Raw genomic sequence first — 16,093 nt, 5'->3', positions numbered from 1 at the left:
GAATGGATTTGCAAAGTGCTGCATAACCATGCAGAATCGTCGAAATGGCCGACGTGATCAGGGTCGCCGTCGCAGGGGCGACCGGCTACGCGGGCGGAGAGATCCTCAGGCTGCTACTCGGGCACCCGGCCTACGGCGACGGACGGCTTTCCATCGGCGTGGTGACCGCCGCGGCCAGCGCCGGCAGCGCCCTCGGTGAGCACCACCCGCACCTGACGCCCTTGGCCCAGCGCGTGGTCGAGCCCACCGACCGTTCCGTCCTCGTCGGCCACGACGTGGTGTTTTTGGCGCTGCCGCACGGGCATTCGGCGGCGCTGGCCGAAGTGCTGAGCCCCCAAACCCTGATCGTCGACTGCGGCGCGGACTTCCGGCTCACCGACGCCGCCGCCTGGGAGCGCTTCTACGGATCCCCCCACGCCGGCAGCTGGCCATACGGCCTTCCGGAGCTTCCCGGTGGGCGCGAACGGCTGCGCGGCGCGCGCCGCATCGCCGTCCCGGGCTGTTACCCGACCGCGGCGCTGCTGGCGCTGTGGCCGGCGGTCGCCGAGGGCCTGATCGAGCCCGCCGTCACCGTCGTGGCCGTCAGCGGCACGTCGGGCGCCGGTCGTGCCGCCAAGACGGACCTGCTCGGCTCGGAGGTCATCGGGTCGGCGCGGGCCTACAACATCGCCGGAGCCCACCGGCACACCCCCGAGATCGCCCAGGGGTTGGGCGCGGTCGCCGACCGCGACGTCACGGTGTCGTTCACCCCGGTGCTGATCCCCACCTCCCGCGGGATTTTGGCGACCTGCACGGCGCGCACCCGATCCCCGCTGTCCCAGCTGCGGGCCGCCTACGAAAAGGCCTACCAGACGGAGCCTTTCATCTACGTGATGCCCGAGGGGCAGCTGCCGCGCACCGGCGCGGTCATCGGCAGCAACGCGGCCCACGTCGCCGTGGCCGTCGACGAGGCCGCCGAGACCTTCGTGGCGATCGCCGCGATCGACAACCTGGTCAAGGGCACCGGCGGTGCCGCGGTGCAGTCGATGAACCTGGCGCTGGGCTGGCCGGAGACCCAGGGCCTTTCGGTGGTCGGGGTGGCGCCGTGAGGTTGCTGCGCGAGCAGGGCGTGACCGCCCCGGCCGGATTCCGGGCCGCCGGCATCGCCGCCGGTATCAAGGCGTCCGGGGCCCGCGACCTCGCGCTGGTCTTCAACGAGGGGCCCGACTATGCCGCCGCCGGTGTCTTCACCTCCAACAAAGTCAAGGCCGCGCCGGTGCTGTGGAGCCAGCAGGTGCTCACCACCGGCCGGCTGCGTGCGGTCATCCTCAACTCCGGCGGCGCCAACGCCTGCACCGGGCCGGGAGGCTTCCAGGACACCCACGCCACGGCGGAGGCCGTCGCGGCCGCGTTGTCGGAATGGGGGACCGAGACCGGGGCCATCGAGGTCGCGGTCTGCTCCACCGGCCTCATCGGCGACCGGTTGCCGATGGACAGGGTGCTCGCCGGGGCCCGCGACATCGTGCGCGAGATGGCCGGCGGCCTGTCCGGAGGCGACGAGGCCGCCCAGGCCATCATGACCACCGACAAGGTCGCCAAACAGGTTGCGGTGCATCACCCCGACGCCTGGACGGTCGGCGGGATGGCCAAGGGGGCGGGCATGCTCGCCCCATCGCTGGCCACCATGCTGTGCGTGCTCACCACCGACGCCGCCGTCGAGCCGGCGGCCCTCGACACCGCGCTGCGCCGCGCCACCGCGCGCACCTTCGACCGGCTCGACGTCGACGGCAGCTGCTCCACCAACGACACCGTGCTGCTGCTGGCCTCGGGGGCCAGCGGAATCGCCCCGCCCCAGGCCGATCTCGACGAGGCCGTGCTGCGGGCCTGTGACGACCTGTGCGCGCAGCTGCAGGCTGACGCCGAGGGTGTCACCAAACGCGTCATCGTCACCGTCACCGGGGCCGCCTCCGACGACGACGCGCTGACCGTCGCGCGCCTGGTAGCCCGCGACAGCCTGGTCAAAACCGCGCTGTTCGGGTCCGACCCCAACTGGGGCCGGGTGCTGGCAGCCGTCGGTATGGCGCCGGTCCACCTGGACCCCGACCGGATCGCCGTGTCGTTCAACGGTTCCGCGGTGTGCGTCGACAGCGTCGGGGTGCCCGGGGCGCGCGAGGTGGACCTGTCGGTCACCGACATCGACGTCACCATCGACCTCGCGGTCGGTGACGGGCGGGCCGCCGTCCGGACCACCGACCTCTCGCACGCCTATGTCGAAGAGAACTCGGCCTACAGCTCGTGAACGTCGACACCCTGCCCACGCAGCTCAAGGCCGAGGTGCTGGCCGAGGCCCTACCGTGGCTCAAGCAACTGCACGGCAAGATCGTCGTGGTCAAATACGGCGGCAACGCCATGATCGACGACACGCTCAAACACGCCTTCGCCGCGGACATGGCCTTCCTGCGCAACTGCGGCATCCACCCGGTCGTCGTGCACGGCGGCGGCCCCCAGATCACGGCCATGCTGCGGCGCCTCGGCATCGCGGGCGACTTCAAGGGCGGATTCCGCGTCACCACACCGGAAGTGCTCGACGTGGCGCGGATGGTGTTGTTCGGGCAGGTCGGGCGCGAGCTGGTCAACCTCGTCAACGCGCACGGGCCCTATGCCGTCGGCGTGACCGGTGAGGACGCCCAGCTGTTCACCGCGATCCGGCGCAGCGTCAACGTCGACGGCGTGGCCACCGACATAGGCCTGGTCGGAGACGTCGCCCACGTCAACACAGCCGCATTGCTGGATCTCATTGCAGCGCGCCGCATCCCGGTGGTGTCGACGCTGGCGCCCGACGAGGACGGCGTGGTGCACAATATCAACTCCGACACCGCCGCCGCGGCGCTGGCCGAAGCCCTTGGGGCCGAAAAGCTTTTGGTGCTCACCGATATCGAGGGCCTGTACACGCGGTGGCCCGAGAAAGAATCGCTGGTCAGCGAAATCGACACCGCTACACTGTCGCAACTGCTACCCACGCTGGAGGAGGGCATGATCCCCAAGGTCGAGGCGTGTCTGCGGGCCGTCACCGGTGGCGTGCCCAGCGCCCACATCATCGACGGCCGGGTCGAACACTGTGTGTTGGTGGAGCTTTTCACCGACGCGGGCACCGGGACCAAGGTGGTGCGCGCCGGCGACGATAAGCGGCGCGGTGCGATCGGAAAAGCTGCGGAGGAGCGGCGCAGGTGACAAGCGTGACGGACACGGCCACAATTCGGCAGCGGTGGGAAGCCGTGATGATGAACAACTACGGCACCCCGACCGTCGCCCTGGCCCGCGGTGACGGCGCCACGGTCACCGACGTGGACGGCAAGACCTACCTGGACCTGCTCGCCGGCATCGCGGTCAACGTCCTGGGCCATCGGCACCCCGCGGTCGTGGAGGCCGTCACGCAGCAGATGCGGACATTGGGCCACACCTCGAACCTCTACGCCACCGAACCCGGCATCGCGCTCGCCGAGGAACTGGTCGCCCTGCTCGACGCGCCCGCGCCGGCCCGGGTGTTCTTCTGCAACTCCGGCGCCGAGGCCAACGAGGCGGCCTTCAAGCTGTCCCGGCTCACCGGGCGCACCAAAATTGTTGCTGCACAAGGTGGTTTCCACGGCCGGACGATGGGGGCGCTGGCGCTGACGGGCCAGCCGAGCAAGCAGGCGCCGTTCGAGCCGCTGCCCGGCCACGTCACCCACGTGCCCTACGGGGACGCCGACGCGCTGGCCGCCGCGGTCGACGACGCCACGGCCGCAGTGTTCCTCGAACCGATCATGGGGGAGGGCGGCGTCGTCGTCCCGCCCGCCGGCTATTTGCCCGCCGCGCGCGAGATCACCGCGCGGCACGGCGCGCTGCTGGCCATCGACGAGGTGCAGACCGGAATGGGCCGCACCGGGGCGTTTTTCGCCCACCAGCACGACGGCATCACCCCCGACGTGGTGACGCTGGCCAAAGGGCTCGGCGGCGGCCTGCCCATCGGCGCGTGCCTGGCCGTCGGACCGGCCGCCGACCTGCTGACGCCGGGACTGCACGGCAGCACCTTCGGCGGCAACCCGGTCTGCACCGCGGCGGCGCTGGCGGTGGTGCGGGTGCTCCGGGACGAGGACCTGGTCCGGCACGCCGAGATGATGGGCAAGTCGCTGCGCCACGGCATCGAGGCGCTCGGGCACCCGCTGATCGACCACGTGCGCGGCCGCGGGCTGCTGCTGGGCGTCGCGCTGAGCGCGCCGCGCGCCAAGGAGGCCGAGGCCGCCGCCCGCGAGGCCGGGTTCCTCATCAACGCCCCGGCGCCCGACGTGCTGCGGCTGGCGCCGCCGCTGATCATCACCGAAGCCCAGGCCGACAGCTTCGTCGCCGCGCTGCCGGGCATCCTGGACGCGGCAGGGACGCCGGCATGAGAAACTTCCTGCGCGACGACGACCTGTCGCCCCAAGAGCAGGCCGAGATCCTCACACTGGCAGCCGAACTCAAGAAGGACCCGTTCAGCCGCCGTCCGCTGGAGGGCCCGCGCGGCGTCGCCGTCATCTTCGACAAGAACTCCACGCGCACCCGGTTCTCGTTCGAGCTCGGCATAGCCCAGCTCGGCGGCCACGCGGTCGTCGTCGACAGCCACGCCACCCAGCTGGGCCGCGACGAGACCCTGCAGGACACCGCGAACGTGTTGTCGCGCTACGTCGAAGCGATCGTCTGGCGCACGTTCGGTCAGGAGCGCCTGGAGGCGATGGCCTCGACCGCGACGGTGCCGGTGGTCAACGCGCTCTCCGACGAGTTCCACCCCTGCCAGGTGCTGGCCGACCTGCAGACCATCGCCGAGCGCAAGGGAACGCTGCGGGGGCTGCGGCTGTCCTACTTCGGCGACGGCGCCAACAACATGGCCCACTCGCTGATGCTGGGCGGGGTCACCGCGGGCATCCATGTCACCATCGCCGCCCCGGACGGCTTCGTCCCGGACCGGGATGTGTTGTCGGCGGCCCACAACCGGGCGCAGGCCACCGGCGCGTCGGTGACCGTCACCACCGACGCCGAGGTGGCCGCCTCCGGCGCCGACGTCCTGGTCACCGACACCTGGACGTCGATGGGGCAGGAGGCCGACGGGCTGGACCGCGTGGGCCCGTTCCGCCCCTATCGGCTCAACCAGCGACTGCTGAGCCTGGCCGACCCCGAAGCCATTGTGCTGCACTGCCTTCCGGCCCACCGAGGTGAGGAGATCACCGACGAGGTGATGGACGGCCCGGCCAGCGCCGTCTGGGACGAGGCCGAGAACCGGCTGCACGCCCAGAAGGCGCTGCTGGTGTGGCTGCTGGAGCGGCGCTCATGACCGCGCCGGCGATGATGCAGAGCGAAGCGGTGAGGAGGAGTGGCGCCGTTGACTAGATCGAAGGCGACACCGGAGACGACGCGGGCCGGGCGGCAGGCCCGGATCGTGGCGATCCTGTCGTCCTCGCCGGTGCGCAGCCAGAGCGAGCTGGCCGCGCGGCTGGCGGGCGAGGGCATCGACGTCACCCAGGCCACGCTGTCGCGCGACCTCGAGGAACTGGGCGCGGTCAAGCTGCGCGGCGCCGACGGCGGCGTCGGGGTCTACATCGTGCCCGAGGACGGCAGCCCGGTGCGCGGGGTGTCCGGCGGCACCGCGCGGCTGTCGCGGCTGCTCAGCGACCTGCTGGTGTCGGCGGACGCCAGCGGGAACCTCGCGGTGCTGCGCACCCCGCCCGGCGCGGCGGACTATTTGGCCAGCGCGATCGATCGCGCGGCGCTACCGTACGTCGTCGGCACCATCGCGGGCGACGACACCGTCTTCGTGGCGGCCCGCGAGCCCATGACCGGTACCGAGCTGGCCAGCGCACTGGAAAAGCTCACGTAAGCGTTTCAACTAAAAGGAGTTGGTTCATGTCAGAACGCGTCATCCTGGCGTATTCCGGTGGGCTGGACACGTCGGTGGCGATCAGCTGGATAGGCAAGGAGACCGGCCGCGAGGTCGTGGCGGTGGCGATCGACCTCGGCCAGGGCGGCGAGGACATGGAGGTCATCCGCCAGCGGGCGCTGGACTGCGGCGCCGTGGAGGCGGTCGTCGTCGACGCACGCGACGAGTTCGCGCAGGGCTACTGCCTGCCCACCGTGCAGAACAACGCGCTCTACATGGACCGCTACCCGCTGGTGTCGGCGATCAGCCGGCCGCTGATCGCCAAACATCTGGTGGCGGCCGCCCGCGAGCACGGCGGCAGCATCGTCGCACACGGCTGCACCGGCAAGGGCAACGACCAGGTGCGCTTCGAGGTCGGATTCGCTTCGCTGGCACCGGATCTCGAGGTGCTGGCGCCGGTGCGCGACTACGCCTGGACGCGGGAGAAGGCCATCGCGTTCGCCGAGGAGAACGCCATCCCGATCAACGTCACCAAGCGCTCGCCGTTCTCCATCGACCAGAACGTGTGGGGCCGCGCGGTGGAGACGGGCTTCCTGGAACACCTGTGGAACGCGCCCACCAAGGACATCTACGCCTACACCGAAGACCCGACCCTGAACTGGAGCACGCCTGACGAGGTGATCGTCGGGTTCGAGCGCGGGGTGCCGGTGTCCATCGACGGCAAGCCGGTCACCATGCTGCAGGCGATCAAGGAGCTCAACGAGCGCGCCGGCGCGCAGGGCGTGGGGCGCCTCGACGTCGTCGAGGACCGCCTGGTGGGCATCAAGAGCCGCGAGATCTACGAGGCGCCCGGGGCGATGGTGCTGATCACGGCCCACACCGAACTCGAGCACGTCACCCTCGAGCGCGAGCTGGGACGGTTCAAGCGCCACACCGACCAGCGCTGGGCCGAACTGGTCTACGACGGCCTGTGGTATTCGCCGCTGAAGACGGCGCTGGAGACGTTCGTCGCCAAGACCCAGGAGCACGTCTCCGGGGAGATCCGGATGGTGTTGCACGGCGGCCACATCGCCGTGAACGGCCGGCGCAGCGCGGAATCCCTCTACGACTTCAACCTGGCCACCTACGACGAGGGCGACAGCTTCGACCAGTCGGCCGCCAAGGGCTTCGTCTACGTGCACGGGTTGTCGTCCAAGCTGGCCGCCCGCCGGGATCTGGCGTGACGGTGCTCGCGGAGAGAAAGTGAGCACGCGGGAGGGGTCGCTGTGGGGCGGGCGGTTCGCCGACGGGCCGTCGGACGCGCTGGCCGCGCTGAGCAAGTCCACCCACTTCGACTGGGTGCTGGCCCCCTACGACGTCACCGCCTCCAAGGCCCACACCGTAATCCTGTTCCGGGCCGGTCTGCTCACCGAAGACCAACGCGACGGGCTGCTGGCCGGCCTGGACAGCCTGGCCTCCGACGTCGCCGACGGCAGCTTCGCCCCGCTGGTCAGCGACGAGGACGTGCACGCCGCGCTCGAGCGCGGACTGATCGACCGGGTCGGGGCCGACCTGGGTGGGCGCCTGCGAGCCGGCCGTTCCCGCAACGACCAGGTGGCCACCCTGTTCCGGATGTGGCTGCGCGACGCGGCCCGCCGGGTCGCCGCCGGGGCGCTCGACGTCGTCGCCGCGCTGGCCACCCAGGCCGGGGCCCACCCGAGTGCGATCATGCCCGGCAAGACCCACCTGCAGTCCGCGCAGCCCGTCCTGCTGGCCCACCACCTGCTCGCGCACGCCCACCCCTTGCTGCGCGACGTGGAACGCATCGTCGACTTCGACAAGCGCGCGGCGATATCGCCCTACGGCTCGGGCGCGCTGGCCGGCTCGTCGCTGGGGCTGGACCCGGACGCCATCGCCGCGGAGCTGGGATTCCGGGCGGCCGCCGAGAATTCGATCGACGCCACCGCGGCCCGCGATTTCGCCGCCGAGGCCGCGTTCGTGTTCGCCATGATCGCCGTCGACCTGTCCCGGCTGGCCGAGGACATCATCCTGTGGAGTTCGACGGAGTTCGGCTACGCCAGGCTGCACGACTCGTGGTCGACCGGGAGCTCGATCATGCCGCAGAAGAAGAACCCCGACATCGCCGAGCTGGCGCGCGGCAAGTCGGGCCGGCTGATCGGCAACCTGACCGGGTTGCTGGCCACGCTGAAGGCCCAGCCCTTGGCCTACAACCGCGACCTGCAGGAGGACAAGGAGCCGGTGTTCGACTCGGTGGCCCAGCTGGAGCTGCTGCTGCCGGCGATGGCCGGGCTAGTGGCCAGCCTGACCTTCGACGTCGAGCGGATGGCGGCCCTGGCCCCGGCCGGCTACACGCTGGCCACCGACATCGCCGAGTGGCTGGTGCGCCAGGGCGTGCCGTTCCGGACCGCGCACGAGGCCGCGGGTGCGGCGGTGCGCACCGCCGAGGCACGCGGCGTCGGCCTCGACGAGCTGACCGACGACGAGTTGGCCGCGATCGGCCCCGAGCTGACGCCCCGGGTCCGGGAGGTGCTGACGATCGAGGGGTCGGTGGCCTCGCGGGACGCCCGCGGCGGCACCGCGCCGGCGCGGGTCGCCGAACAGCTGGAAGCGGTCATGTCACGCCGCGAAAGCCTCGCCGACCAACTGCGCCGCAGGTAGACGCCCGGACCCGGCGTTCCCGCATTCGGAGCGACTAAACTCCGGCATCGTTGAGAAGTGGCCGAAAATCTCGGCCGCGATCTCCGTCTCCAAAAGGGGTGCCGATGAGAAGCGTCGTCGCGGGAGTGTTCGGCGCGTTGCCGCCCTACCGCTATACCCAGCGAGAGCTGACCGACTTCTTCGTCAGCATTCCGGAGTTCGAGGGCTACGAGGACATCGTTCGGCAGCTGCACACCAGCGCCAAGGTCAACGGCCGCCACCTGGTCCTGCCCCTGGAGCGTTACCCCACGCTGACCGAGTTCGGGGTGGCCAACCGCATCTTCATCGACAGCGCCGTCGACCTCGGCTGCAAGGCCCTCGCCGGCGCCCTGGACGAGGCGGGGCTGCAGCCGCAGGACGTCGACCTGCTCATCACGACGACGGTGACCGGGCTGGCCGTGCCGTCCCTGGACGCCCGGATCGCCGGACGGCTGCCTGCGCGACGACGTGCGGCGGGTGCCCCTGTTCGGCCTGGGCTGCGTGGCCGGGGCGGCGGGTGTGGGCCGGCTGCACGACTACCTGCGCGGCGCGCCGGACGGCGTCGCGGCCCTGGTCTCCGTCGAGCTCTGCTCGCTGACCTACCCGGGGTACAAGCCGTCGCTGCCCGGCCTTGTCGGCAGCGCGCTGTTCGCCGACGGGGCCGGCGCGGTGGTCGCCGTCGGCGAGCGCCGCGCCGAACAGACGGGCGCCGGCGGGCCCGACGTCCTCGACTCGCGCAGCCATCTGTACCCGGACTCGCTGCGCACCATGGGCTACGACGTCGGCGCCGCCGGGTTCGAGCTCGTGCTGTCGCGGGACCTGGCGGACACGGTCCGCCAGTACCTGGCCGGGGACGTCACGGCGTTCCTGGGCGACCACGGCCTGACGACCACCGATATCGGCGCGTGGGTCACCCACCCCGGCGGCCCCAAGATCATCGAGGCGATCACCGAAAGCCTGAACCTGCCGCCGCAGGCCCTGGAACTGACCTGGCGCTCGCTCGGGGAGATCGGCAACCTCTCGTCGGCTTCGGTGCTGCATGTGCTGCGCGACACCATCGCCAAACCGCCGCCCAGTGACAGCCCCGGGCTGATGATCGCGATGGGGCCGGGATTCTGTTCCGAACTCGTGTTGCTGCGCTGGCACTGATGCGCGATCGGGGACTGCGCTGCGCGCTTTGAGAGGCCGGGTCGCCCGGTGACCAGCAGCCACGCAGAGCTCGTCGAGGCCCTGCGGAAGACCCTGAAGGAAAACGAGCGGCTCAAGCGCGAGAACCGTCAGTTCCTCGCGCTGGCCACCGAGCCGGTGGCGGTGGTCGGGATGGGCTGCCGCTACCCGGGCGGGGTGGATTCACCGGAAGGCTTGTGGCGGCTGGTCGCCGACGGCCGCGACGTGGTCTCCGAGTTTCCCGCGGACCGGGGCTGGGACGTGGCGGAACTGTTCGATCCCGACCCCGACGCGACGGGCAGGTCCTACACCCGCTCGGGCGGGTTCCTGGCGGACGTGGCCGGCTTCGACGCCGCGTTCTTCGGGATCGCGCCCAGCGAGGCGCTGGCGATGGACCCCCAGCAGCGCCTGCTGCTGGAGGTGTCGTGGGAGGCGTTGGAACGCGCCGGGATCGACCCGTCGACGTTGCGGGGTTCGCCGACGGGCGTGTTCGCCGGGGTGTTCCACGGCTCCTACGGCGGCCAGGGGCGGGTACCCGGCGAGTTGGAGCGCTACGGGCTGCGCGGGTCGACGCTGAGCGTGGCCTCGGGGCGGGTGGCGTACACGCTGGGGCTGGAAGGCCCCGCGGTTTCGGTGGACACGGCGTGCTCGTCGTCGCTGGTGGCGATGCATCTGGCGGTGCAGTCGCTGCGGTCGGGCGAGTGCGATCTCGCGCTGGCCGGTGGTGTGACCGTCATGGCGACCCCGGCGATGTTCGTCGACTTCAGCCGCCAGCGCGCCCTGTCGGCCGACGGCCGGTGCAAGGCGTATGCGGCCGCCGCCGACGGCACCGGGTTCTCCGAGGGCGCCGGGGTGCTGGTGCTGGAGCGCTTGACCGACGCGCGCCGACGGGGCCATCCGGTGCTGGCGGTGCTGCGGGGTACGGCGGTGAACCAGGACGGCGCCTCCAACGGGCTGGCCACGCCCAACGGGCCGGCGCAGCAGCGGGTGATCCGCGCGGCGCTGGCCAGCGCCCGCCTGGGCACGGCCGACGTGGACGTGGTCGAGGGGCATGGCACCGGCACCACGCTCGGGGATCCCATTGAGGCACAAGCACTTCTGGCCACCTACGGCCAGGACCGGCCCGCGGACCGGCCGCTGTGGTTGGGGTCGATCAAGTCGAACATGGGGCACACGTCCGCCGCGGCCGGGACGGCCGGGGTGATCAAGATGGTGCAGGCGATGCGGCACGGCGTGATGCCCAAGACGCTGCACGTCGACGCGCCGACGCCGCACGTGGACTGGTCGGCCGGCGCGGTGTCACTGCTGACCGAGCCGCGCCCATGGCCCGCCGAGGGCCGGCCGCGGCGCGCGGGCGTGTCGTCGTTCGGGATCAGCGGCACCAACGCGCACGTGATCGTCGAAGAGGTCCCCGCCGCGCCGGAAAGCCCGCCGGCACAACGCGCCGATGCGCCGGTGCCCTGGGTGTTGTCGGCCCGGTCGGCCGAGGCGCTGACCAACCAGGCCGCCCGCCTGCTGGCGCACCTGTCGGCCGACGCGGATCTGCATGCGGTGGACGTGGGTTGGTCCCTGGTGTCGACGCGGTCGCTGTTCGAGCACCGGGCGGTGCTGGCGGGGCCGGATCGCGGGCGATTGATGAGCGGGCTGGCCGGTCTGGCCGCCGGCGCCCCGGGCGCGGGTGTGGTGGTGGGCCGGGCGCGGCCGGTGGGCAAGACCGTGTTCGTGTTCCCCGGCCAGGGCTCCCAGTGGACCGGCATGGGTGCCCAGTTGCTCGAGGAATCAACGGTGTTCGCCGAACACATCACCCGCTGCGACAAGGCGCTCGGCGAGCACGTGCCGTGGTCGCTGATCGACGTCCTGCGCGGCGCGCCCGGCGCGCCCGGGCTGGACCGGGTGGACGTGGTGCAGCCGGCGCTGTGGGCGGTCATGGTGTCGCTGGCCCAGTTGTGGCGCTCGGTGGGGGTGCTGCCCGACGCGGTGATCGGCCACTCCCAGGGCGAGATCGCGGCGGCCTACGTGGCCGGGGCGCTGTCGCTCGAGGACGCCGCGCGGGTGGTGGCGTTGCGCAGCCGGCTGCTGGTGCGGCTGGCGGGCGCGGGCGGCATGGTGTCGCTGGCCTGCGGCGCGGAACGGGCGGCCGAGTTGATCGCGCCATGGGCGGATCACCTCAACATCGCCGCGGTCAACGGCGTTTCGGCGGTCGCCGTCTCCGGCACACCGGACGCGCTGGCCGGGCTGATGCGCCGTTGCGCGGCCGAGGACGTGCGGGCCCGCACCATCGACGTGGACTACGCGTCGCATTCGGAACAGGTCGACGCGATCCGCGAGCCCCTCGCCGAGGCGCTGTGCGGCATCGCTCCCCGTTCCTCCTCGGTCGCGTTCTTCTCGACCGTCACCGGCGCCTCCGTCGACACCGCCGCGCTGGACGCCGAGTACTGGTACCAAAGCGTCCGCCAGACAGTGCAATTCGAACGGGCGGTCCGCGCCGCGCACGCCGACGGGTACCGGGTCTTCGTCGAATCCAGCCCGCACCCGGTGCTGATCGCCGGCATCGAGGACACCGTGGCCGAACGCGGCGACGCCGTCGTCGTCCCCACCCTCGGGCGCGACGACGGCGGCCTGCAGCGGTTCCATCTGTCGCTGGGCCAGGCGAGCGTCGCCGGCGTGCGGGTGGACTGGCCCGCGGTGTTCACCGGCCTGGACGCCCGGCGGGTACCGCTGCCGACGTATGGCTTCGCGCGGCGCAGGTTCTGGCTGCCGCCCGCTGCGGCGGGATCCGATGTGGCCGCGGTGGGGTTGGCGCGCATCGAACACGGCGTGCTGGGCGCGACGGTGGAGCGGCCCGACTCGGGCCAGACGGTGTTCACGGGCCGGCTGTCGCTGAGCGCGCAGCCGTGGCTGGCCGATCACGCGGTGGCCGGCACGGTGCTCTACCCGGGGGCCGCCTTCGTGGAGTTGATGTTGCGGGCCGGTGACGAGGTCGGCTGCCCGGTGCTCGAGGAGCTCACCGTGTCGGCGCCGCTGGCGCTGCCGGCGGCCGGCGGGGTGCGGCTGCAGGTCGTGGTGGCCGCTCCCGCCGATTCGGGATCGCGGGCGGTGTCGGTGTATTCCGCCGCGGCGCAGCCCGGTTCGGAGTGGACGCTGCATGCCGAAGCAGTGCTGGGGTCGGATACGGTGGAGCCGGCCGCCGATCTGTCGGTGTGGCCGCCGGTGGGCGCGGAGGCGGTGGACGTCAGCGGCGCCTACGACGAGCTGGCCGGGCGCGGCTACCAGTACGGCCCGGCCTTCCGCGGACTGCGGGCACTGTGGCGGCGGGGCGACGAGATCTTCGCCGCGGTCGAACTCCCGCAGGACGCCGGCGTGACCTCCGGGTTCGGGATTCATCCGGTGGTGCTCGACGCGGCCCTGCACGCGCTGGGAGTGGCCGGCGTCCAGACGCAGCTGGTGCTGCCGTTCTCGTGGCAGGGCGCGTGCCTGCACGCCGAGGGCGCCTCCCGGGCACGGGTGCGGGTGGCCGCGGCCGGGCCGGACGCGGTGTCGGTGGAATTGGCCGACCCGGCCGGCTCGCCGGTGCTGTCGGTGCGGGAGTTGGTGATGCGCCCCGTGTCCGCCGGGCGGCTGGCGCCGGGCCCGGTCGGTGCCGACGGGTTGCTGGAGGTGGTGTGGTCGCCGGTGGCGCCGCGCGGCAGCGACTCCGGCGACGGGACCGTGGTGTGGGAGTGGGCATCCGGCGACGGGCCGGTGACGGGTTCGGTGCGCGCGGCCACCACCGAGGCACTATCGGTGCTGCAGACGTGGCTGGCCGGTGACGGCCCGGGGCTGCTGGTGGTGCTGACCCGGGGCGCGGTGGCCCTGCCGGGTGAGGGGGTCCGCGATCTTGCCGGCGCGGCGGTGTGGGGGTTGGTGCGTTCGGCGCAGGCCGAGCATCCGGGCCGGGTGATGCTCCTCGATTCCGACGCCTCGGTGGAGGTGGGTGATGTAACCGGTTGCGGGGAAACGCAACTGGTGATACGGGCGGGGGTCGTGTACGGCGCCCGGTTGACACCGCCGGCGGCGCCGGCGGGTTTGCGGTTGCCCGCGGACGGCTGCTGGCGCCTGGCGCCCGGCGGCGGAGGCACCATCGAGGATGTGGAGGTGCGGCCCTGCGCGCCGGCGGAACCGGGCGCCGGGCAGGTGCGGGTGGCCGTGGGGGCGGTCGGCGTGAACTTTCGCGACGTGTTGGTGGCGTTGGGGATGTATCCCGGTGGCGGGGACCTGGGCGTCGAGGGTGCCGGTGTGATCGCCGCGGTCGGGCCCGGCGTGACCGGACTGGCCGTCGGCGACCTCGTGACGGGACTCCTCGGGGTGGTGGGCCCGCAGGCCGTGGTCGACCAGCACTCGGTGGTACGCGTGCCGCGGGGCTGGTCGCCGGCCCGGGCCGCGGGCATGCCGGTGGTGTTCCTGACGGCGTGGTACGGGTTGGCGGATCTGGCCGGGCTGCGCGCCGGTGAGCGGGTGTTGGTGCACGCCGCGACGGGCGGGGTCGGGATGGCCGCGGTGCAGCTGGCCAGGCATTGGGGCGTAGAGGTTTTCGCCACGGCCAGCCGCGGCAAGTGGGACACGTTGCGGGACATGGGATTCGACGACGACCACATCGGAGACTCGCGGACGTTGGAGTTCGAGCAGAAGTTCCTGGCCACCACCGGCGGCGCGGGTGTGGACGTGGTGCTCAACTCGCTGGCCGGTGAGTTCACCGACGCCTCATTGCGGCTGTTGGCCCCGGGCGGGCGCTTCATCGACATGGGCAAGACCGACATCCGCGATGCCCAGGTCGTCGCCCGGGACCATCGGGGAGTGCGGTACCGCGCGTTCGACCTCCTGGAGGCGGGCCCCGACCGTTGCGCGCAGCTGCTGGCCGAGGTGGTCGGGCTGCTGGACGACGGTGTGTTGGCGCCGTTGCCGGTCAAGACTTTCGACGTGCGCCGCGCGGCGGACGCCTACCGGTTCGTCAGCCAGGCGCGGCATGTCGGCAAGGTGGTGCTCACCATGCCCGACGCGCCCGGCGTCGGGCTGGCCGCGGGCACGGTGCTGATCACCGGCGGAACGGGCATGGCCGGGTCCGCGCTGGCCCGGCACCTGGTGAGCCGCCACGGGGTGCGGCACCTCCTGCTGGTCAGCCGCGCGGGCCCCGACGCGGCCGGGGCCGCGGAACTGGTGGATGGGCTGCGCGAGGCCGGGGCCGAGGTATCGGTCGTGGCCTGCGACGTGGCCGACCGCGACGCGCTGGCGGCGATGCTCGCACGGATCCCCGCCGACCGCCCGCTCAGCGGGGTGGTCCACGCCGCCGGGGTGCTCGACGACGGGCTGATCTCCTCGTTGACCCCGGAACGGGTCGATGCGGTGTTGCGGGCCAAGGCCGATGCCGCCTGGCATCTGCATTCGCTGACCCGGGATCTCGACCTCGCGGCGTTCGTGATGTTCTCCTCGATGGCCGGGATCGTCGGCACGCCCGGTCAGGGCAACTACGCCGCGGCCAACAGCTTCCTGGACGCGCTGGCCGGATTCCGGCGCGCCCGCGGCCTGCCCGGGCTGTCGCTGGCCTGGGGGCTCTGGGAGCAGTCCTCGACGATGACGGCGCACCTCGCAGCCCGGGACAAGGCCCGGATGAGCCGGGTCGGGCTGGCACCGCTGTCCACGCAACAGGCGCTCGCGTCGTTCGACGCCGCCCTGCTCGCGGACAGCCCCGTGGTGGTGGCCTCGCACCTGGATCGGGCCGCGCTGTCCGGTCACGCCGCGGCGCTGCCGCCGCTGCTGCTGGGCCTGGCTACCCGTCCCACCCGCCGCGTCGTCGCCGACACCGGGGCCACCGCGTCGGTGGGCGGCCTCGGTGCGCGCCTGCACGGGCTGAGCCCCGAGACGCGGCGGCGTGACCTGGTGAGCGTGGTGTGCAGCAACGCCGCCACCGTGCTGGGCCTTGCGCAGGCCGCAGACCTCGACGGCGGCCGTACCTTCCAGGAGCTCGGCTTCGACTCGCTGACGGCCGTCGAGTTGCGTAACCGGCTCAAAACCGCCACCGGGCTATCCCTTTCGCCCACCCTGATCTTCGACTACCCGACCCCGACCGCCCTGGCCGAGTACCTCGACACCCAGCTCGGCGCCACCACCGCTACCGCGGAACCCGACCTGATGACCCGTTTCCATGCCGTCGCACGCGAACTGCAAACCCTGCTCGACCGCCCGGACGCCGGGCCCGACGACAAGGCGCAGATGTCCACCCGGCTGCGCCACCTTCTCGCCGCACTGACCACCGCCGCTCGCCCCGACGACGACACCGACGACGACATCCAGGCCGCCAGCGAAAGCGAACTCTTCGCCATCCTCGACGAGGAACTCGGCCACTGA

Annotated in this window: 8 protein-coding genes and 2 pseudogenes; all 10 read left to right on the top strand. The window is 72.2% G+C overall.

The genetic code is table 11. From position 1 onward, the window contains the following. Positions 1-28 precede the first annotated feature (28 nt). The 10 genes and pseudogenes from argC (at position 29) to AB8998_RS16670 (ending at position 16,093) form a co-directional block, all read left to right on the top strand. A pseudogene (argC, locus tag AB8998_RS16715) lies at positions 29-1,088 on the top strand (N-acetyl-gamma-glutamyl-phosphate reductase). After that, on the top strand, positions 1,043-2,278 hold the full coding sequence (gene argJ, locus AB8998_RS16710; protein ID WP_369741619.1) for a bifunctional glutamate N-acetyltransferase/amino-acid acetyltransferase ArgJ: 1,236 nt from the start codon (positions 1,043-1,045) through the stop codon (positions 2,276-2,278). The pseudogene argC and the gene argJ overlap by 46 nt, the downstream one beginning before the upstream one ends. After that, entirely contained in the window at positions 2,275-3,210 is a 936-nt protein-coding gene (gene argB, locus AB8998_RS16705) for an acetylglutamate kinase (protein WP_369738876.1), read from the top strand. The genes argJ and argB overlap by 4 nt, the downstream gene beginning before the upstream one ends. Further along, positions 3,207-4,406 carry an acetylornithine transaminase gene (locus AB8998_RS16700; RefSeq protein WP_369738874.1) on the top strand — a complete coding sequence of 400 codons (1,200 nt, stop codon included), beginning with the start codon at positions 3,207-3,209 and terminating at the stop codon, positions 4,404-4,406. The genes argB and AB8998_RS16700 overlap by 4 nt, the downstream gene beginning before the upstream one ends. Beyond that, positions 4,403-5,326: an ornithine carbamoyltransferase gene (argF, locus tag AB8998_RS16695; protein WP_369738872.1), complete on the top strand. Its 924-nt coding sequence runs from the start codon at positions 4,403-4,405 to the stop codon at positions 5,324-5,326. Before AB8998_RS16700 ends, argF begins: the two co-directional genes overlap by 4 nt. Before the next feature lie 48 nt (positions 5,327-5,374). Then, positions 5,375-5,869, top strand: a complete 495-nt coding sequence (locus tag AB8998_RS16690; protein ID WP_369738871.1) for an arginine repressor — start codon at positions 5,375-5,377, stop codon at positions 5,867-5,869. Positions 5,870-5,895: 26 nt separating this feature from the next. After that, positions 5,896-7,092 (top strand): argininosuccinate synthase, encoded by a 1,197-nt coding sequence (locus AB8998_RS16685; protein ID WP_369738870.1) that lies wholly within the window; start codon positions 5,896-5,898, stop codon positions 7,090-7,092. Between the two features lie 19 nt (positions 7,093-7,111). Further along, positions 7,112-8,527: an argininosuccinate lyase gene (gene argH / locus AB8998_RS16680; protein WP_369738869.1), complete on the top strand. Its 1,416-nt coding sequence runs from the start codon at positions 7,112-7,114 to the stop codon at positions 8,525-8,527. Positions 8,528-8,631: 104 nt separating this feature from the next. Continuing rightward, positions 8,632-9,694 (top strand): annotated as a pseudogene (locus tag AB8998_RS16675) (type III polyketide synthase). Between the two features lie 48 nt (positions 9,695-9,742). Then, entirely contained in the window at positions 9,743-16,093 is a 6,351-nt protein-coding gene (locus AB8998_RS16670) for an SDR family NAD(P)-dependent oxidoreductase (protein WP_369738867.1), read from the top strand.

It is taken from the genome of Mycobacterium sp. HUMS_12744610 (assembly GCF_041206865.1).
GTDB lineage: Bacteria > Actinomycetota > Actinomycetes > Mycobacteriales > Mycobacteriaceae > Mycobacterium > Mycobacterium servetii.
The sequence above is the reverse complement of the archived record's forward strand: the minus strand, read 5'-3'. Positions and strand labels throughout refer to the sequence as shown.